The following is a 20,393-nucleotide window of genomic DNA, read 5'->3' as shown; positions in this document are numbered from 1 at the left end:
GACGCGGAGGTGTCTCCATACCCAGGAGGAAAGGGCGTCTACGAGCCGTGGACAGCGAGTTCCCCGCCCAATCGGACGCCGCGGACGAGGATCCGTTCCCGGCGTCGAAGGTCCAGGAGCAACTCTTCCTCGCACAGCAGACCGTGGGTGACGCACCGACCTTTCACATCCCGTGCTTCTGGGAAGTCCGGGGACCGGTCGACATCGGTGCACTCCGGAATGCCGTGACCGCCGTGCTCGCACGGCACGAGGCACTGCGCACCACTTTCCGCATTCACGAACAGGGACTCCTCCAGGTCGTCCATCCGGAACCGGGACTGGAATGGCGCCTGGCCACCTGCCGGGACGCGGAGGAACGCGAACAGCGGATGGCGCACGCCGCCCGCGCCCCCTTCGACCTGGAACGCGGCCCGCTGGTCCGGGCCGGTGTGCTGAGCTGCGCCGACGGCAGCCACGTGGTGGCGCTCTGCTGCCACCACACCGTCTTCGACGGCTGGTCGGCCAAGCTGGTGCGGGACGAACTGGTGGCCCACTACCGGGCGTTCACCACCGGCACCGAGCCCGACCTGCCCGAGGTCGAGTACCAGTACGGCGACTACTCGCTCTGGCACGACGAGTGGCTGGAGAGCCCGGCCGGAGAACGCGCCCGGCGCGCCTGGGTCGAACTGCTCGCCGGTGAACTCCCCGTCCTGGAACTGCCGGGGGACGTCCGTCCGGCCGGCCGCGCCGCCCCCGCCGACCGCGAGGCCGCCGCCACCGCCCCCGGCGGCACCGCCGACCTCCCGCTGCCCGGCCCGGCCGTCGAACGGCTCGCCGCGCTCGCGACCGAGCTGCGCACCACGCTGTTCACCGTCCTGCTGGCGGCCTACGACCTGCTGCTCGCCGACCGCACCGGCCTGCGCGACATCATCGTGGGCACCCCGGCGCTCAACCGCAGCCGGACCGAGTTCCAGCGGACCGTCGGCTGCTTCGTCAACATGATCGCGGTCCGCACCGACCTCGACGGCCCGCGCACCTTCCGCGAGTTGGTGGAGCGGGTGCGCGCCGCCGTGCTGCGCTCCCAGGACCTCCAGGCGGTGCCCTTCGAGACGGTGGTCAAGGACGTCCGGCCGCCCCGGCACCAGGACCACTCGCCGGTCTTCCAGGTCGCCTTCACCGTCGGCGAGGACTTCTTCGAGCCGGTCCGGGCCGGGGAGTTGGAGTTCCGGCCGGTCGAGGTCCCGTCGGTCACCGCCAAGTACCAGCTCGCCCTCCAGGTCAACCGCACCCCGGACGGCGCGGTCGCCGAGTTCGAGTACCGGGCCGACCGCTTCTCGCCCGGGTGGATCGCCGACTTCGGCGCCCGCTACGCCCGGGTCCTGGAGCTGGCCGCGAAGCAGCCGGACCGCCCGCTGAGCGACTTCCTCGGCTCCGCCGCCCCGTCGGCCGCCGCCGGACTCGCCACCCCGGGCCGTGAATCCGCCGAGGCCGACGACGACGTCGAGGCCGACGCCGAGGCCTCCGACGCCGACCCGGCCCAGGCCGCAGCCGACGCCGCCCCGCGCGACGAGACCGAGCGGGTGCTCACCGAGGTCTGGGCCGAGGTGCTGGGCCGCCCCGCCGTCGGCATCGACGACAACTTCTTCGAGCTCGGCGGCGACTCCATCAGCAGCGTGCAGATCGTCGCCCGGGCCGGCGCCCGCGGCCTCGGCTTCCGGGTCCGCGACCTGCTTCGCAACCAGACCGTCCGCGAGCTGGCCCCGCTGGTCCGGGCCACCGAGCCGGCCGGCGGCGGCGCGCCCGCCACCGGGCCGTTCGACCTGGTGGCGGCCGAGGACCGGCCCCGGCTGCCCGCCGACGCCGTCGCCGCGTACCCGCTGACCGCCCTGCAGTCCGGCATGCTCTACCGCAGCGGCCAGCAGGCGCACACCGCGATGTACCACGACGTACTGGTGAGCCGGCTGCGGGTGGCCTTCTCCGCCGCGGCCTGGCGCACCGCCGTGGCCCAACTGCTTGAGCGCCACGAGCTGTTGCGCACCTCCTTCGCGCCCGGCGGCTTCACCGAACCGCTCCAGGTGGTGCACGGGCGGATCGCCCACCCGCCGGTCAGCTTCGAGGACCTGCGCGGCCTGCCGGAGCCGGAGCAGCGGGCCCTGATCGACCAGCGCACCGACTGGGAGGGCCGCAACCTCTTCGACTGGGAGCGCCCGCCGCTGATCCGCTACCACCTCGCCCGGCTGGCCGAGGACGAGGTCCAGCTGTGGACGGTGGTCCACCACGCCGTGATCGACGGCTGGAGCGAGCGGATCCTGTTCGGCGAGCTGCTCTCGCTCTACCTCGCCGCGCTCGCCGGCGGCCCGGCCGCGCTGCCGCCGCCGCCCCGCGCCCACTACCGCTCCTTCGTCGCCCTGGAGCGCGCCGCCGTCCGCGACCAGCGGCAACTCGCCTTCTGGCAGGAGCAGCTGGACGGCCTCGCGCTCGGCTCCGTCCCGGCCGCCCCGGGCACCGGGGTGCCGGACATGACGGTGGTGCCGCGCGAGCTGCCCGCCGAACTGTCCGCCGGGCTCGGCGTGCTGGCCGCCCGGCTGCAGGTCCCGGTGCGGATCGTGCTGCTCACCGCGCACCTGCGGGTGATCGCGCTGCTGACCGGCGCCGAGGACGTGGTCTCCGGCGCGGTCTACAACGGCCGGATAGCCGAGCCGGACGGGGACCGGGTGGTCGGGCTGTTCCTGAACACCCTCCCGGTGCGCTGCCGGGTGGCCGCCGGGAGCTGGTCCGAGCTGATCCGGCAGGTCGCCGCGACCGACCTCGCGATCCAGCCGCACCGCCGCTTCCCGATGCCGGAGCTGCGCGGCCGGGTGGCCGGCGCGGCCGCCTTCGAGACCTTCTTCAACTACACCCACTTCCGCAACGAGTCGGACGTCCCGACCGACGAGGTGGAGGTGCTGGACGAGTACAGCCACACCCCGACCGACTTCCTGCTCGGCTCGGAGTTCTACCGCGACACCTCGACCGACCTGATCGGGCTCGGCCTGCGCTACGACGCCGACCGGATCGCCGCGGCCGACGCCGACCGGTACTTCGGCTACCACGTGGCCGTGCTCCGGGCCATGCTGGCCGACCCGGCCGCCTCCCCCACCGCCGCCCCGCTGCTGGCCCCGGCCGAACTCGCCGAACTGGCCGAGTGGAACCGGACGGAGCGCGGCCGCCCCGGCCCGCAGCTGCTGCACGGGGCGATCACCCGGCGGGCCGCCGAGCGGCCCGAGGCCCCCGCCGTGCTGTTCCGCGACCGGGTGCTGGACTACGCCGAACTGGACGGCCGGGCCAACACCCTGGCGCACCGGCTGGCCGCCCTCGGCGTCCGGCCCGGCGACCACGTCGGGATCGTCCAGGAGCGCTCCCCGGAGCTGGTGGTCTCGCTGCTCGCCGTGCTCAAGGCGGGCGGCGCCTACGTCCCGCTGGACCCGGCCGACCCGGCCGGGCGCACGGCCGCCCTGCTGGCCGAGTCCGGCTGCCGGACGGTGCTCACCGCCGCCGGCACCGAGGACTTCGAACTTCCGGACGTGCTGGTCGAGTTCGTCCCGGACGACCTCGCGGCCGGCGCCCTGCCCCCCGAGGTCGCGGTGCGGCCCGCCGACCCGGCGTACGTCATCCACACCTCCGGCTCCACCGGCCGCCCCAAGGCCGTGGTGGTCTCCCACCGGGCGATCGCCAACCGGCTGGACTGGATGCAGGAGGAGTTCCGGCTGACCACCGAGGACCGGGTGCTGCAGAAGACGCCGTACACCTTCGACGTGTCGGTGTGGGAGTTCTTCTGGCCGCTGCGCGAGGGCGCCGCGCTGGTCGTCGCCGAGCCCGGCGGCCACTGGGACCCGGGCTACCTCGAACAGGTGCTGGCCCGGCAGTCCGTCACCGTGGCGCACTTCGTCCCCTCGATGCTGCGGGCCTTCCTGGACGCCGCCGACCTCTCCGCCGCCACCGCGCTGCGCCAGGTCGTGTGCAGCGGCGAGGCGCTGCCGGCCGAGCTCCAGCGGGACTTCCTGGACCGCTCCAAGGCCGCCCTGGCGAACCTGTACGGCCCCACCGAGGCGGCCGTGGACGTGACGTACTGGCACTGCGTGCGCGAGGACGCGGACACCGTGCCGATCGGCCGGCCGATCGCCAACACCCGGATCCACCTGCTCGACCCGGCCGGCCACCCCGTCCCGGTCGGCGTGACCGGCGAGCTGTACATCGGCGGCGTCGGCCTGGCCGACGGCTACCACGGCCGACCGGACCTCACCGCCGAGCGCTTCGTCGAGCACACCTGGCCGGACGGCGGCACCGAACGCCTCTACCGCACCGGCGACCTCGCCCGCCGCCGCCCCGACGGCGCGATCGAGTACCTGGGGCGCGGTGACGCCCAGGTGAAGGTCCGCGGCATGCGGGTCGAGCCCGGCGAGGTCGAGGCCGTGCTGACCGCGCACCCGGACTGCGGCTCGGCCGCGGTGACCTTCGACGGCGAGCGGCTGGTCGGCTACTACACCGCCCGGCCCGGCGCCGAGCTGCCCGCCGGGGAGCTGCGCCGGCACGCCGAGCGCCTGCTGCCGGGGCACATGGTGCCCGCGGTCTGGGAGCCGCTCGCCGAGCTGCCGCTGACCGTCAGCGGCAAGGTCGACCGCAAGCGGCTGCCGGCCCCCGGCCGGGCCGCCCGCAGCGCCGCGCCCGCCCGTCCGCTCGACCCGGCCGAGGGCCTGGTCGCGGCCGCCTGGACGGACGTGCTGGGCACCGCGGACTTCGGCGTCGACGAGGGCTTCTTCCAGGTCGGCGGGCACTCGCTGGCCGCCGTCCGGCTGATCGGGCGGCTGCGCCGGGACTTCGAGCGCCGGCTGACCGTCGCCGAGCTGTTCACCCACGACACGGTGGAACGCCTGGCCGCCCTGCTGTCCGCGCCCGCCCCGGCCGCGGCCGGGAACGGCTGGGAGGTGCTGGCGCTGCGCCCCGGCCCCGCCGAGCCGCTGTGGCTCTTCCCCCCGGTCGGCGGCAGCGCCCTGGGCTACCTGGCCCTGGCCGGCGCGCTCGACCCGCGGCTGGCCGTGTCCGGGCTGGACTGCGCCGAGCCGGTCGGGAGCACCGTCGAGGAGATGGCCTCGGCCGCCGTGGCCCGGATCGTCCGGGACCACCCGGCCGGGCCGGTCCACCTGGCGGGCTGGTCCTTCGGCGCGGTGCTGGCCTTCGAGGCCGCGGGCCTGCTGACCGCGGCCGGGCGGGAGGTGACGCTCTGCATGGTCGACGCCGCCTTCCCCACGCCCGGACAGCTCGACGGACTGGACGACGACCGGACCACCGAGGCGCTGCTCCAGGACACCCTGGCCCTCACCGGCGCCCCGCCGGACGAGTCCGGCAGCGAGGCCTGGCAGGCGCGCCACCGCGTCTTCGCCGCCAACCTGCGGGCGCACCACGCCTACCGGCCGCGCCGCCACCCCGGCGACGTGGTCTACCTGGAGAGCCGGGACGGCCTCGCCCTGGGCAGCGCCGAGGCCTGGCGGGCGGTGGTGGACGGCGGGTTCCGGCTGCACCGCCTCGACACCGACCACTACGGCCTGGTCCGGCAGCCGCACGTACGGGCCGTCGCGGACGTCCTCGGCGCCAACGCGCTCGGCGGCTGACCGGCACCGCCCCCGCACCACCGCCCCACCACCGAATCGACGGGAACAAGGAGTTCACGGCGCCATGCAGACCGACGCGGGCAAATGGCTGTTCCGCCCCCCATCCGAGGACGCCCCGGCACGGATCTTCCTCTTCCCGTACTCGGGCACCGGCGCGTCGATGTACCGCGCCTGGCCCGAGCGGATCGGCGAGGTCGAGGTGTGCCTGGTGCAGCTGCCCGCGCGGGAGAACCGCCTGCGCGAGCCGCACCCGGTCACCTACCAGAACCTGGCCACGGCCGCCGCCGCGGCGCTGGCCCCGCTGGTGGACCGCCCGACCGGCTTCTTCGGGCACTGCGGCGGCGCGCTCTCCGCCTTCGCCACCGCGCTCGAACTGGAGCGGGTCCACGGCAAGGAGCTGACCGCGCTCTTCATGTCCTCCCAGCTCGCCCCCGACGAGGACCCGTTCGGCCGCTGGCTGTGGCTGGAGCGGGACGACCTCGCGGTCGAGCTGAACGTCCTCGCCGAGGCGGCCGGGACCAGGATGGACCCGGACTTCCTCGACGTGGCCCTGGACGTGCTGGAGGAGGACCTCGCCGCCCAGCGCCGCTACCGGCTGGACGCCCCCGAGCCGCTCGCCTGCGCCGTGCACGCGGTCGGCTGGGAGCACGACGTGGAGATCCGCCCGGAGCAGCTGGACGGCTGGAGCCGGTACGTCCCGGCGGCCCGGCACCACCGGCACCTGCTGGACGGCGGCCACCACGCCTTCCTGGCCGCCCCGCAACCGCTGCTCGACCTGATGGGCCGCGCGATGACCTCGGAAGGACCGGCGGCATGAAGCTCAACGGACTGTGGGACCACGCGGACTTCCGCAGACTCTGGGCCGGCCAGACGCTCTCCATGCTGGGCACCAACATGGTGGCGGTGGCCGTCCCGCTGATCGCCGCGGTCAGCCTGGGCGCCTCGGTGTTCCAGATGGGCCTGCTGCTGGCCACCGAGTTCCTGCCCTACCTGCTGATCAGCCTGTTCGTCGGGGTCTGGCTGGACCGGCGGCCGAAGAAGATGATCATCGTGGCGGCGGACGCCGTCCGCTCGCTGATCCTGCTCTCCGTCCCGCTGCTGTCCTGGGCGGACCTGCTGAGCGTCCCGCTGCTGCTCGTGGTGGTGTTCGGCACCGGCGCCTGCAGCACCGTCTCGGACATCGGCAACGCCTCCATCCTGCCCGCCCTGGTCGAGCGCGAGGACCTGGTCGAGGGCAACAGCAAGCTGGAGATGAGCAGTTCGGTCTCCAACATCGGCGGCCGGACCTTCGGCGGCCTGCTCGTGCAGCTGCTCACCGGCCCGGTGGTCATCATGGTCAACGTCTTCGCCTTCGGGCTGGCGGCGGCCTGCACCCTGCGCATCCGCAAGAAGGAGCCGGTACCGGAGCGCCCGGCCGACGGCCCGCCGTCCTCGATGTGGAAGGAGATCGGCGAGGGCCTCTCCTTCATCTTCGGCAACGCGACCCTGCGCACCCTGGTGCTGGTCACCTTCCTGATCAACTTCTCCGCCATCGCCATCGACCCGGTGTTCCTGGTGTTCATCACCCGCACCCTGGACCTGCCCGGCATCCTGGTCGGCGCGCTGCTGGCCGGCACCGGCGTGGGCTCGCTGCTGGGCGCCCTGTTCGCGGCCCGGCTGGGCAGGCTGCTGCCCTTCGGCCGGATGGTGGTCTGGTGCACCGTGGCGATGACCGGCGTCGAACTGGTCATCCCCGCCGCGACGGTGATGCCCACCGGCATCGCCTTCGCGATGCTGATGTTCGTCCAGGTCGCCTACGCCGTGCTGGTGATCGCCAGCGCCGTCAACATCCGCAGCTACCGGTCGGCGATCACCCCGGACGACATGCAGGGCCGGATGAACGCCTCCACCCGGATGATCGTGATGGCCGGCACGCCGTTCGGCGCCATGGCCGGCGGCGCGCTCGGCACCTGGCTGGGCACCCAGTGGGCGATCGTGGTCTGCGCCGGCGGCATCGGCATCGCCGCCGTCCTGCTGGCCCTCTCCCCGGTGCGCAGGGCCACCGGCATCCCCACCGAGGTCCCCGCCCCGGCGCCCGCCGCCGCCTGACGGCCCGTCGGATCGACGCGCCCGGCCCGGCATCCTTACGCAACCCCCACGACCAGGAAGGCCAGGAAGGTCTCGTGAACGACACCGACGCGGTCGGCCGCGCCACACTGGACGCCGTCTTCGCCCAGGCGCTGGCGGAAGAGGCGGGCTCCGCGGCCGCCGCCCCCGCGACCGCCGCCGTCCCGGCCCCCCGCCCGGGCGACGGGCGGGAGCCCGCGTCGCTGGCGCAGAAGCGGCTCTGGTTCCTGGAGCAGCTGAACGGCCCCAACAGCACCTACAACGTGCCGTTCCGGCTCCGGCTGGTCGGCGAGCTCGACACCGGCGCGCTGCGGCTGGCCGTCGGCGACCTGGTGGCCCGGCACGAGGGCCTGCGCACCACCTTCGCCGGCGACGAGGACGAGGTCTTCCAGCTGCTCCTCGACCCGGACGAACTCCCCTGGGAGCAGCTGGACCTGACCGAGCTCGGCGAGCCGGCCGTGGTCGCGCTGATCGAGGAGGAGAGCCGGCTCCCGTTCGTCCTGGCCGGCCGGCCGCTGTTCCGGGCGAAGCTGATCCGCTCCGGTACGGAAGGGGCGGCGCCGGTCCACCACCTGGCCGTCACCATGCACCACGCGATCACCGACGGCTGGTCGGAGGGGCTGTTCTTCCGGGAGCTGGGCGCCTGCTACACCGCCCGGGCCGGCGGCCCGCCGGCCGGCCTGGCGCCGCTGCCGGTGCGCTACGCCGACTACTCGGCCTGGGAGGCCGAGCCCGCCACGGTGGAGCTCTACCGCGGCCAGCTGGCCTTCTGGCGCGAGCAGTTGGCCCGACTGCCGGAGGAGGCCGGGATCCCGGCCGACCTGCCGCGGCCGGCGCTGCTCAGCGGCGAGGGTGCCAGCGTCACGGTGCCCGTCCCGGCCGACCTCCAGCGGCGGCTGGCCGCCTGGGGCGCAGGGCACGAGGCCTCGCTGTTCGCCACCGCGGTGACGGTGCTGGCCGCGCTGCTGCACCGCTACAACGGCGAGGAGCGGGTGGTCGTCGGGGTGCCGGTGGCCAACCGGCCGCGGGCCGAGTGGGAGCCGGTGATCGGCTACTTCGCCAACACCCTGGCCGTGCCGGTGGACCTCGCCGGCGATCCGACCCTGCGCCAACTGCTGGGCCAGGTAAGGACGGTGGCGGCGGAGGCGCTGTCCCACCAGAACGTGCCGTTCGACCGGGTGGTGGAGGCGCTCGGCGTGGTCCGGGACCCGTCCCGCAACCCGGTGTTCCAGGTGATGTGCAGCGTCAACCAGGTGGTGCCGCCGCCGGAGCTGCCGGGCCTGGCGGTGGAGATCGTGGAGATGCGCAACGACTCCGCCAAGTTCGACCTGGAGCTCGCGGTGAGCTACACCGCGGACGAGGTCGGCTTCGCCTTCGACTACGCCACCGACCTGTTCGAGCGGGAGACGGTGGAGCGGCTCGCCGCCGACTACCTGGTCCTGCTGGAGGCCTTCCTGGCCGAGGGCGCGGCGAACGTCGGCGCGGTGGCGCTGGGCGCCCACGGGCCGGCCGAGGCGGACGGCGCCGAGGCGGAGGTCCGCGACCGCTACGGCAACCGGGCGCCCACCGGGGTGTACGGCGAGCTGCTGCTGGCCGGCGAGCCGAGCGGGCGCCGGGCCCGGGTGCTGGCCGACGGCCGGGTCGAGGACGCCGTCGAGCCGACGGAGCGGGCCGAGCGGGCCCGGCCGGCCACCGACGGCTCCGCGGCCCCCGCGACCGCCACCGAGCGGGCGCTGGCCGCGATCTGGTCCCGGCTGCTGGGCACCGAGCAGGTCGGCCGGGACACCGACTTCCTGCGCGACGGCGGGGACTCGCTGCTGGCCACCCGGCTGGTCGCCCGGATCCGCCGGCAGTGGTCGGTCAAGCTGTCCGTCCGCCACGTCCTCAAGACCCCGGTCCTCGCCGACCTGGCCAAGCTGCTGGACGAGGCCGCCGCCGCCCCCGCCGAGACGTCCGCCCGCAGCGCGATCCCGGCCGCCGCCGGGCCCCGGCCCGAGCTGCTGCCGCTGTCGATGGCCCAGCGCGGGATCTGGATCGTCAACCGGCTCGGGCAGCAACAGGCCTTCTACCACATGCCGCTGGCGGTGCGGATCGAGGGCGAGCTGGACCTCACCGTGCTCACCGCCGCCGCCGCGGACCTCGGCCGCCGGCACGAGGTCCTGCGGACGGTCTTCCCCGCCGACGCGGGCGCGCCGCGCCAGTCGGTGCAGCCGCCCGAGGCCGTCGCCCAGGTGGTCCGGGCCCGTGCCATTCACCCCAACGGCCTCCAGCAGGCCCTGCGGGACGCACTGGAGACCCCGTTCGACCTGACCACCGAAGTCCCGCTGCGGCTGCACGTGTTTAGCACCGGCCCGCGCTCCCACGTGCTGCTGGTGGACGTCCACCACATCGCCTGCGACGGCCTCTCGCTCGCCCCGCTCTGCCGCGACCTGGCCACCGCCTACGCCGCCCGGGCCGCCGGCCGGGCCCCCGACTGGCACGAACTCCCCATCCAGTACGCCGACTTCGCGCTCTGGCAGGCGCAGCAGCTGGGCCGGGCCGAGGACCCGGGCAGCCCCTTCGGCCGGAGCCTGGAGTTCTGGACCAAGACCCTGGCCGGGCTCCCCGAGGAGCTCGCCCTGCCCGGGGCGCGCCCGCGCCCGGCCGCGCCGAGCTTCCGCGGCCTGCCCACCCGGGTGGAGGCCGGCCCCGAGCTGTACCGGCGGATCACCGCGGCCGCCCACGAGCACGGCGCCAGCGTCTTCATCGTGCTCCAGACCGCCCTCGCCGCGATGCTCACCCGCCTCGGCGCCGGCACCGACATCCCGCTCGGCACCCCCACCGCGGGGCGCTCCGACCAGGCGCTGGACGACCTGATCGGCTGCTTCATCAACACCGCGGTGCTGCGCGCCGACACCTCCGGCGACCCGAGCTTCCGCACCCTGATCGCCCGGGTGCGGGAGACCAACCTGGCCGCGCACGACCACATGGACCTGCCCTTCGACGAAATCGTCACCGCCCTCAACCCGCCCCGCCGGCACGGCCGCAACCCGCTGTTCCAGGTGATGGCCAGCCTCAACGGCGAGCCCGAGCCGGTCCCGGCGCTCGGCGGACTGCCCACCGAGCCCTTCGACCTCGGCACCCCCGCCACCCCGTTCGACATCACCGTGGAACTGACCGAGGACCGCGCCCGCGCCACCCTCAGCGGTGTGCTCACGGTCAGCGCCGACCTCTTCGACGAGGCCGCCGGGGCCGCCCTGGCCCAGCGGCTGCTGCTCGCCCTGGAGGCCGCCACCGCCCATCCCGACCTGCCGCTCTCGCACTGGGAGCTGCTACTCCCGGGCGAGCGCGAGGCCGTCCTCGGCAGCTGGAGCACCGGCCGGCCCGGGCCCGGCGCGGCCACCTTCGCCGAGCAGTTCGAGCAGGCGGTGGCGGCCGCGCCGGACGCCCCCGCGCTGGAGACCGACGACCTCACCCTGAGCTACACCGAGCTGGACGAGCAGGCCAACCGGCTCGCCGCCGAACTGGTCGCCCGCGGCGTCGGACCGGAGAGCACCGTCGCCCTCGCGCTGCCCCGCAGCGGGGAACTGGTGCTCGCCGTGCTGGCGGTCGCCAAGGCGGGCGGCGCCTTCCTGCCGCTGGACGTCCGGTTCCCGGTCGAGCGGCTGTCCTTCATCCTCGCGAACGCCGGGGCCGCGCTGGTGGTCACCGACGAGGACGGCGCCGCCGCGCTCCCGGCCGACGCCCCGCCGACCCTGCTGCTGGACGACCCCGACCTGCTGGACGCGCTCGGCGAGCGCTCCGGCGAGCGCCCGGCCACCACCCCGGTGCACCCGGCGAACGCCGCGTACGTGCTGTACACCTCCGGGTCCACCGGGCAGCCCAAGGGCGTCGTGGTCACCCACACCGGGCTGGCCCCGCTCGCCGAGCAGCTGCACCGGGCCGTCCTGCTGCCCGAGACCGCCGCCGCGGCGGCCGGCGGGGAGCAGCCCCGGATGCTCCAGCAGGTGTCGCCCACCTTCGACATGTACGTGATGGAACTCCTGATGGCCTTCCGGTCCCGGGCCGTGCTGGTGGTGGCGCCCCCGCACCCGGTGCTCGGCGAGGAGCTGGCCGTCCTGCTCGAACAGCGGCGGATCAGCCACGCCGTGCTGACCCCGACGGCGCTGGCCGCCCTGCCCGCCCGCGACTACCCCGCGCTGCGCGCGATCGTCAGCGGCGGCGAGGCGATCGGCACCGACCTGGTGGCCCAGTGGGGGCGCGGGCACCGGCTGCACAACGCCTACGGGCCGACCGAGACCACCGTGCTCGGCACCCTGTCCGGCCCGCTGCGCCCGGAGGTCGGGCCGCCGCTCGGCGAACCGATCACCGACTCCCGGCTGTTCGTCCTGGACGCGGCGCTGCGCCCCGTCCCGCCGGGGGTCACCGGCGAGCTGTACCTCGCCGGGGCGAGCCTGGCCCGCGGCTACCTGGGCCGCCCGGACCTGACGGCCGACCGCTTCCTGCCCTGCCCGTACGGCGCGCCCGGCGAGCGGATGTACCGCACCGGCGACCTGGCCCGGTGGACGGCCGACGGCGAGCTGCACTACCTGGGGCGGGGCGACGGGCAGGTGAAGATCCGCGGGGTGCGGATCGAGCTCGGCGAGATCGAGTCCGTCCTCGGGGCGCACCGCAAGGTCGCCAACTCGGCCGTGGTGGTGGACCGTTCGGCGGCCTCCGGGCCGCGCCTGGTCGCCTTCGTCTCCCCGGCGGACCCGGCCGACCCGGCCGCCCGGCCCACCCCGGCCGAACTGCGGGCGCACTGCACCCGCTCGCTGCCCCGGGCCCTGACGCCGGCCCGGTTCGTGGTGCTCGGCGCGATGCCGACGCTGCCCTCCGGCAAGACCGACCGCAAGGCGCTGAGGATCCCCCCGGAGGAGGGCGCCGAGGGCCACCGCACCCCGCCGGGCACCGCCACCGAACGGGCGCTGGCCGCGATCTGGCAGCAGTTGTTCGAGACCGGGCGGATCGGGATCGAGGACGACTTCTTCGTCCTCGGCGGCCACTCGCTGGCGGCGATCCGGATGCTCGCCGAGATCCACCGCGACCTCGGCGTCGAACTGCCGCTGAGCGCCTGCTTCGAGCACCCGACGATCGCGGCGCTGGCGGCCCTGATCGACCGGACGCCGAAGCCGGACGCCGCCGAGGAACCGGCCGTGGTGCGCCGGCGCCGCCCGGGCCCGCGGCCCGCGCCCGGGGCCTGAGCCCGGGGCCTGAGCCACGACGGGAGGGCCGGCGGGCCGCTGAGCGGTCCGCCGGCCCTCCCTCGTCCGCCGTCGGCTACTCGGCCTCGACCACGACCGTCAGCTCGGCCAGCGCGGCGTCCAGCGCCCCGCCCACCTCCTCGGGGCCGTCCCCGACCGCGATCACGTGCCCCAGCCGGTCGTACGCCTCCCGGACCGGCCGCACCGCGCGCCCGGCGGCCGCCGTCACGGTGACCCGCTCCACCCCGGCGACCGCCGCCGCCCGCGCCACGCCCTCGACGGCCGTCAGCCGGCCCTCCCCGGGGGCGATCAGGAAGCGGATCCCCGCCGAACGGGACCGCTCCGGGGTCAGGTTCAGCGGCAGCCCGGCGGCGGCCCGGATCTGCTGGTCCAGCAGGTCGATGCCGGTCGCGGGCCGGATCAGTTCCGGGATCATGCCGCCGGCCAGCCGGGCGTTGATCTCGATCACGGCCGGCCCGTCGGCGGTCAGCCGCAGTTCGACGTGCGCCGGGCCGCGCTCCAGGCCGACCGCCGCCAGGGCGCGCCGGGCGGTGTCGGCCATCGCCGCCGCCGTCTCCTCGGGCAGCACGGCCGGGAACAGGTGCCCGGTCTCCACGAAGTACGGCAGCTCGCTGACGGTGCGCTGGGTGATGCCGACGCAGTGCGTCTCGCCGTCCGCCCGGAACATCTCGGCGCTGAACTCCGGCCCGGTCAGGTACTCCTCCACCAGCACCGTCCCGGCGCTGGCCTGGCCGCGCACGTTGCGGGTGACGGCCAGCAGCTTGCGGGCCTGCTCGGCGACGGTGGCGACGTCCTCGCACCAGAGCACCTCGTGCGAGCCGGACTCGTCCACCGGCTTCACCACGCAGGGCAGGCCCACCGCCGCGACCGCCGCCTCCACCTCGGCCGGGTCGCGCACCTCGGCGAACCGGGGCTGGCGCACCCCGTGCGCCAGCAGGGTGCGCCGGGTCGCCGACTTGTCCCGGCAGGCGGCCAATGCCGCCGCCGGGTTGGCCGCCACGCCCAGTCCCTCGGCCAGCGCGGCCGACTGGACCAGGTAGTACTCGCTGGTCGTGGTCACGCCCGCCACCTCGCGGTCGCCGGCCGCCACCTCGGCGGCCTTGCGCAGCGCCTCCGGGTCGTCGGTGTCGCAGACCACCACCCGGGCGCCGGTCTCCGCCAGGCCCTGGTAGCGGGCCGGGTCCACCACGAACAGCACCGGCTCCAGGCCGAGCCGCACCGCCGTGGTCAGCGCGAGCATGCCGGTGCCGGTGGTGTTGGACTCCACGAAGAACAGCAGCGGGCGCTCCCGGCGGGATATCCGCGCGTACGACCAGGTGCTGACCAGCTCGCCGTAGCGGACGGGGGTGGGCTCGGTCGCGATCACGGGGGTCCCGGCGGCCCCGGTGCCGGCCGTGGAACCGGCCCTGGAGCCAGGGGTGGAGCCGACGGTGGAGCCGTCCGTCGAGCCGGACACGGCGGCGTCGGCGGCGTACACCGTGTCCACGTAGCGGTCGCCGCGGTCCGGCATGATGCCGACCAGCTTGGTGCCGGGCGCGGCGTGCGCCGCCAGGTGGGTCAGCACCCGGTAGACCGAGCCGGAGGTGTTCCCGGCGAAGATCTTCTGCTCCCGGGCCAGCGCCCGGGTCGCGGCGAAGGCCTCGTCGTCGGAGAGCCAGTGCACCTCGTCGATCAGCCGGTAGTCGATGTTGTCCGGGTAGAGGCTGTTGCCGAGGCCGGACTGGCGCCGGGTCGGGACGTCGGGCTGGCCGAACAGCACGCTGCCGACGGCGTCCACGCCGACCACGGTCAGCTCGGGGAAACGTTCCAGCAGGGCCCGGGACGTCCCGCACAGCGACCCGCCGCTGCCCACCGAGCCCACCACCACGTCCACCGTGCCGAGATCGTCCACCAGCTCCTCGGCCAGGCCCCGGTAGGCCGCCGGGTTCTGCGGGTTGGAGTACTGCTGCGGCCAGAACGCGCCCGGCAGACCGGTCATCAGCTCGGCCAGCAGGTCCAGCCGGGCCGACTGCCAGCCCTGGTCGCCCATCGCCGACACCACGTGCACCTCGCAGCCCAGGGTGCGCAGCTTGGCCAGGGTGATCGGGTCGATCCGCGGATCGGTGACGATGTGCACCGGGTGCCCGAGGTGGGTGCCCACCAGCGCCAGGCCGAGCGCCATCGTCCCCGAGGAGCTCTCCACGATCGGCGCCCCGGGCCGCAGGGCCCCGGAACGGCGGGCCTCGGTGACGACCTGCCGGGCCACCCGGTCCTTCATCGCGAAGGTGTTCGCCAGCTCCAGCTTGGCGTACACCTCGACGCCCTCCGGCGCGGGCACCCGCAGCCGGACCAGTGGCGTGTGGCCGATGGCGTCGACGATCGATTCATGCCGCATCAGCAAGCTCCATGTCCTGAAGGGTGAGGGCCCGCACCGTGGTGGTGGTGCCGGGCAGGGTCGAACAGGCCGCCAGGGCGGCGGCGAGCCGGGGCCCGTGGTCGGCGTCGTTCTCGTCCAGCAGGACGCCCAGCAGGGTGCCGCTGTGCGCGCACACCACGCCCGCGGCGCCGACCCGTTCGGCGATCGCCAGCACCGCGTCGAGGTTGCGCTTGGGTGCCAGGCGCTGGTTCAGCACCGCGCTGCGGGTGGTCACCGCCCCCACCCGGGCGAGGTCCCCGGCCCGCACCGCCGCACCCAGCTCCGCCAGCAGCTCCGCGTACTCGGCGCGCTGCGCCGGGGAGAACACCTTCGGCACCCGGTTGAACGCCACCGTGTCCAGCAGCCCGCCCTCGTCCACCGCGACCACGGTCGCCGCCGGCAGGCCGCCCAGGCGCTCGCGCAGCCGCACCTCGCGGTGCTCGAAGGCCACCACCTCGGGGTGCATCACCCCGTCGGTCGGCTCGATCGGGCGCAACCAGCGCTCCACCTCGGCGGGCGAGGTGTCCAGGCCCACCGCGGCGCCGACCGCCCGCACGGTGGCCACCAGGTCGGCCGAGGAGCTGGCCATGCCCTTGCCGACCGGCAGGTCGCCGTCCAGCAGCAGCACCCCGCCGGCCGGGCGCCCGCAGGCCGCGAGCATCGCCTCGGCCACCCGCCGGGTCTTGGTCTTGTGCGAGGGGAACACCCGCAGCGGGCCGCCCGGGTCGAGCCGGAAGCGGGCTCGCGCCCAGCGGTCGACCGGCAGCGTCACCAGGAACTCCTGGCCGCCGGGCAGGGCGCCCTGCAGCAGCTCGCCGAAGGTGCCGAAGGCGCGGGCCGAGCCGGTGCGCAGGTCGACGCCGGGGCGGGGGGAGGCGAAGGACGGCCGACGCGGCGGCGGGACGGCGCCCGCGGACGGGACCGCCGGGGCCGGGCGCGCGGCGGAGGGCGGGGTCACCGCTGCGCCGGGGTGTCCGCCGGGGCCGCGAGCAGCGCCGCAACCTCGTCCGCGGCCGCCCGTACGACGCCGGCCCGCTCCGCCCAGCCCTCGGTCAACCGCTCCTGCTCGGCGCCGAGTTCGGCGAGGGTCGCGCGGACCTGGTCGGGGTGGGTCGAGCCGACCGAGGTCTTGGCCCGCAGGCCCGCCTCGACGCTCAGCGAGGCCGCCAGCAGCGCCTGCGGCCCGGCCAGCCGGTGCCCGGCCTCCTCCGCGACCGCCGCCAGCAGCGCCGCGTCCCCGTCGGCCGGGGCCAGGCCCTTGTCCAGCGCGGCCTTGATGTAGCGCCCGGCGATGATCTGCGCCGTCCGCCAGGGCACCCCCTCGTCCAGGGTCAGCCGGTTGGCCAGGGTGAAGCCGCCGAGGAACTCGCCCTCGCAGGCCGCCCGCATCCGGTCGGTGCGGAACACCAGCCCGGTGACCACGGCGTGCGCCAGCCGCAGGGTCGAGCGCAGCGCCTCGGTCTGCGCCCGCAGGTGGGCGCCGGCCTCCTTGGACACCTCGACGGTGTTGGTGTACGGGGTGTTGCGCTGGGCCGCCGCCAGTTCGGCCGCGCTGCCCGCGACCAGCGCACAGCGGCCGCGGATCCGCTCCAGCACGGGGAAGTTCTTCTTCTGCGGCATCGCGGCGGAGATCCCGGACAGCTCGTCCGGGAGGTCCAGGAAGCCGTGGGCGCTGCCGCCCCAGGCCATCAGGTCGGTGGTGAAACGGCTCAGCGCGACGGCGAAGTTGGCCGCCTCCGCCGCGATCGCCAGCGCCCAGCCGCGCGAGGCGACGGCGACCAGGGCGTGCGGCTGCGGCCGGGCGAAGCCGAGCAGTCCGGCCATCCGGGAGCGGTCCCAGTCGAGTTCCTGCCCGGCCATGCTGCCGGCGCCCAGCGGGCAGGCGTCGATCTCGTCGTACGCGGCCAGCAGTCGGCGCACGGCGGTCAGCGTCTCGCTGGACAGCGCGGCCAGGTAGAAGCCGGGGCTGATCACCTGGGCGGCCTGGGCGTGGGTGTAGCCGGGCATCGGCACCTCGACGGCGCCCGCGGCGAGCGTCCGGACGGCCGCGTCGAAGGCCAGCAGGTCGGCGGCCAGCGCCCGGACCTGCTCACGGGCGGACAGCAGCTGGGCGCAGACCTGGAGGTCGTTGCGGCTGCGGTCGGCGTGCCAGGCGGCGAACGGCGCGACCGGGCCGGCCGCGACGTGCCGCTCCAGGGCGAAGGAGATGTCCGACATGTTCTCGCTCGGGTTCGCCCGGATGCCGTCCTGGTCGACCGAGTCCAGGCGGGCGGCGATCGCGGCGGTGCCCGCCCCGTCGACCAGCTCCATCCGCCGGTACTCCAGCAGCAGCACCTTCTCGATCGCCACGTAGTGCCGCAGCAGGTGCTCGGCCTCGTAGGCGAACTGGGGTGCCAGCACCTCCTCGTGCCACACCTCGCTCGGGATGCCGACGATCCGACCGGTCACCGTCATTGCGTGCTCCTCAGAAGAACCGATGGGGCGGACCGGCCCTCGCCCGGACCCTCCGGCCCGGCCGGTCCGAGGCTGCCGGTGGGGAAACTCTCGGCCCGGCCGTCCCCGGCCGCGCCGGGTGTCCGGCGGGCGGCGGCCGCGGGCAGCCCGGTCAGCGGGGCGGCCGGATCGGCGAGGCCGGCGGCGAGCAGCGCCAGGTAGTCGTCGAGCAGTGCGCGCGCGGTGGCGGGGGCGAACAGCTCGGTGTCGTACACCAACCGGGCTGCGCGGTCGGCCACTTCGAGCAGCAGGTCGTCCTCGGCGTAGCCGCTGGGGCCGCCGAGCTCCCCCTCGGCGAGGTTGAACGCCAGCTGGTGGACGGGCGCGCCCGGCGCCTGCTCGGCGGACAGCTGCGCCAACTCCGGCACGGGCAGCTCCTGGTGCCGCCAGGCGGCGGACGCGACGTCCTGGACGCGCTCCACCAGCGCGGCGAAGGACGGGTCGCCGGAGGTGTCCAGCCGCAGCACCACCTGCCCGGCCAAGGCCCCGACCAACGACAGCGTCTCGGGCCGGCGCCGGCCCGAGACGGGCACGCCGATCAGGTGGTCGGTGCGGCCGGAGCGGTGCTGCAGCAGCGCCGCGTAGCCGGCCAGCAGCACCGGGGCCGGCGACCCGCCGAGCCGCTGGGCGCCCGCCCGCAGCGCGGCCGCCAGGCCGTCCGGGAACTCGGCGCGGACCTCGGCGCCCGCGAAGGCCCGGGCGGCCGGGCGGGGCCGGTCCAGCGGGAGGCCGTGGCCGGTCGGCCGTCCGGCCAGCCGGGAGCGCCAGAACTCGGCCGGGTCCGTGTGAAGTTCCCGTCGCCCCTGCGACTCCCGTCGGTCCCGCTCGTACTGCCGGTCCCGCTCGTGCTGCCGGTCCCGCTCGTACTGCCGGTCCGCGTGGTCGGCGAAGTCCAGCAGCCGGTCCGGCAGCACCGGGGCCCGGCCCTGCTCCTCGGCGGCGCACAGCTCGGCGAGTTCCGCGTTCAGCAGGAACAACGAGGCCGGGTCGCACACCAGTTGGTGGGCGACCAGGACCACCGCCCAGTCCGCCTCGCCGAGCCGGACCGCGACGGCCCGCCACAGCGGCGCCCGGGCCGGGTCGAAGGGCAGCACGGCGGCCTGGTCGGCGATCTCGGCCAGCCGTTCGGCGCGCTTGCCGTCGTCCGGGCCGCTGAGGTCGGTGAACTCCACCGGCAGCTCGATCCCCGGGTGCACCACCTGCCGCAACTCGCCGTCCAGCACCCGCACCGAGGTCCGCAGCGCGGTGTGCCGGGCGGTCAGCGCGACCAGCGCCGAACGGACCTGCGCCTCGTCGACCGCGGCGTCCAACCGGAAGGTGTCGGCCACGTGCTGGAGCAGCAGGCCCCCGGAACGCCGGCCGGTCCGCCAGACCAGTACCTGGCCGTGGGCCGCCCGGGCGATCCGCTCCCCCTCCGCGCCGGGCCCGGCCGACCCGGTGGTTCCATCCGCCATCGCAGTTCCTGACCTCGTCGTTCCAACCGTCGCGGACTGGGGCCTGCCCGTCTCGCGGCCCCCTGCCGGGGCCCGCGGCATCACGCCACGGGGCTCCCGATCCCGGCACGAACGGCCCGGCTGATGGCGTCCAGGTTGTCCTCGAGGAAGAAGTGACCGCCCGGCAGGACGTGTTGGGCGAACGGTCCGGTGGTGTGCGCGGCCCAGCCGGCCGCGTCCTCGGGCCGGGCCGAGGCGTCCTCGTTGCCGACGAAGGCGGTGATCGGCACCGGCACCGGTGGTTCGTCACCGCAGTCGTACGCGTCCAGCCAGCCGAAGTCGGCCCGGCAGACGGGCAGCACGAGCTCCAGCAGCTCCGGCTCGTCCAGTACGAAGGCGGGCAGCCCACCGCCGCGGACCAGCCGCTGGAGCATGGCGTCGTCGGGCAGCGCCGACAGGCCGTCGAAGATGTCGTCGCCGCGCGGCTGGTCGGGCCGCGGGCAGCCCGACACGAAGAGGTGGACGGGCAGTTCGGCCCCGGCCCGGCGCAGCCACCGGACCACCTCGAAGGCCAGCAGGCCGCCCATCGAGTGGCCGAACAGCGCGTACGGGCGGTCGGCGGTGGCCGCGACGGCCTCGGCGATCCGCTCCACCTCGACGGCCGCGGGCTCACCGAGGCGGCGCTCCCGGCCCGGCAGCGCCAGCGCGGCGACCTCGACCTCGGGGCCGAGCGCGGCCGGCCAGCGGGCGTAGATGGACGTGGCGCCGCCCGCATAGGGGAAGCAGACGAGCCTGACCGGCGCCTCCGGACGCAATTCTCGGGAAACGAACCATTTGTCGGGGAGTATCTGGCCGTTCACGGGCGCCATCCAGGAAGTCCGGCTTTTGGCCCGAGGTCGTCCGGAAAGTCCATGGTCTCCGAAGCGGCCTTTCTGGAAAAGATGTCAGAACTCATTCGATCCGTCACTGGATCGCCGCTCTGCGGAGGCCGGTTGTGCCGCCTGGTCGGTTCTGCCATCGAGGATGATGAATAGTGTGCCGATCAACCGCTGATGACTGTACCTCAGCTGAGTGAGCACGCTCAATAGTTGGCGAT

At 75.2% G+C, this 20,393-nt stretch carries 9 protein-coding genes; 4 read left to right on the top strand and 5 right to left on the bottom strand.

What is annotated here, in order from left to right:
* Nucleotides 1–47: 47 nt before the first annotated feature.
* The 4 genes from ACZ58X_RS09275 (at nt 48) to ACZ58X_RS09260 (ending at nt 12,955) form a co-directional block, all read left to right on the top strand.
* Nucleotides 48–5,627 (top strand): amino acid adenylation domain-containing protein, encoded by a 5,580-nt coding sequence (locus ACZ58X_RS09275; protein WP_470333026.1) that lies wholly within the window; start codon nt 48–50, stop codon nt 5,625–5,627.
* A gap of 64 nt (nt 5,628–5,691) precedes the next feature.
* Nucleotides 5,692–6,444 (top strand): thioesterase II family protein, encoded by a 753-nt coding sequence (locus tag ACZ58X_RS09270; protein WP_470333025.1) that lies wholly within the window; start codon nt 5,692–5,694, stop codon nt 6,442–6,444.
* Entirely contained in the window at nt 6,441–7,715 is a 1,275-nt protein-coding gene (locus ACZ58X_RS09265; protein WP_470333024.1) for an MFS transporter, read from the top strand. The genes ACZ58X_RS09270 and ACZ58X_RS09265 overlap by 4 nt, the downstream gene beginning before the upstream one ends.
* A 74-nt stretch (nt 7,716–7,789) precedes the next feature.
* Entirely contained in the window at nt 7,790–12,955 is a 5,166-nt protein-coding gene (locus ACZ58X_RS09260) for an amino acid adenylation domain-containing protein (RefSeq protein ID WP_470333023.1), read from the top strand.
* Nucleotides 12,956–13,031: 76 nt separating this feature from the next.
* Here ACZ58X_RS09260 and ACZ58X_RS09255 read toward each other — a convergent pair whose 3' ends face one another.
* The 5 genes from ACZ58X_RS09255 to ACZ58X_RS09235 form a co-directional block, all read right to left on the bottom strand.
* The gene (locus tag ACZ58X_RS09255) at nt 13,032–15,350 is read right to left on the bottom strand and encodes a pyridoxal-phosphate dependent enzyme (RefSeq protein WP_470333022.1); all 2,319 of its coding nucleotides are present in this window, start codon (nt 15,348–15,350) and stop codon (nt 13,032–13,034) included.
* The gene (locus ACZ58X_RS09250) at nt 15,340–16,329 is read right to left on the bottom strand and encodes a GHMP family kinase ATP-binding protein (protein ID WP_470333021.1); all 990 of its coding nucleotides are present in this window, start codon (nt 16,327–16,329) and stop codon (nt 15,340–15,342) included. The genes ACZ58X_RS09255 and ACZ58X_RS09250 overlap by 11 nt, the downstream gene beginning before the upstream one ends.
* Complete coding sequence (locus ACZ58X_RS09245) at nt 16,326–17,825, bottom strand: lyase family protein (RefSeq protein ID WP_470333020.1); 1,500 nt, start codon at nt 17,823–17,825, stop codon at nt 16,326–16,328. Before ACZ58X_RS09245 ends, ACZ58X_RS09250 begins: the two co-directional genes overlap by 4 nt.
* Nucleotides 17,822–19,318 (bottom strand): condensation domain-containing protein, encoded by a 1,497-nt coding sequence (locus ACZ58X_RS09240; protein WP_470333019.1) that lies wholly within the window; start codon nt 19,316–19,318, stop codon nt 17,822–17,824. The genes ACZ58X_RS09245 and ACZ58X_RS09240 overlap by 4 nt, the downstream gene beginning before the upstream one ends.
* Before the next feature lie 80 nt (nt 19,319–19,398).
* Complete coding sequence (locus ACZ58X_RS09235) at nt 19,399–20,157, bottom strand: thioesterase II family protein (protein ID WP_470333018.1); 759 nt, start codon at nt 20,155–20,157, stop codon at nt 19,399–19,401.
* Nucleotides 20,158–20,393 lie beyond the last annotated feature (236 nt).

This window comes from Kitasatospora sp. NPDC040550, from assembly GCF_055594965.1.
This window is presented reverse-complemented; position numbering and strand designations above follow the sequence as displayed.

Excerpts from the sequence above, each read along its gene's own strand:
- ACZ58X_RS09240 (WP_470333019.1), bottom strand. The coding sequence starts at position 19,318 with ATGGCGGATGGAACCACCGGGTCGGCCGGGCCCGGCGCGGAGGGGGAG.
- ACZ58X_RS09265 (WP_470333024.1), top strand. The coding sequence starts at position 6,441 with ATGAAGCTCAACGGACTGTGGGACCACGCGGACTTCCGCAGACTCTGG.
- ACZ58X_RS09255 (WP_470333022.1), bottom strand. The coding sequence starts at position 15,350 with ATGCGGCATGAATCGATCGTCGACGCCATCGGCCACACGCCACTGGTC.
- ACZ58X_RS09245 (WP_470333020.1), bottom strand. The coding sequence starts at position 17,825 with ATGACGGTGACCGGTCGGATCGTCGGCATCCCGAGCGAGGTGTGGCAC.
- ACZ58X_RS09270 (WP_470333025.1), top strand. The coding sequence starts at position 5,692 with ATGCAGACCGACGCGGGCAAATGGCTGTTCCGCCCCCCATCCGAGGAC.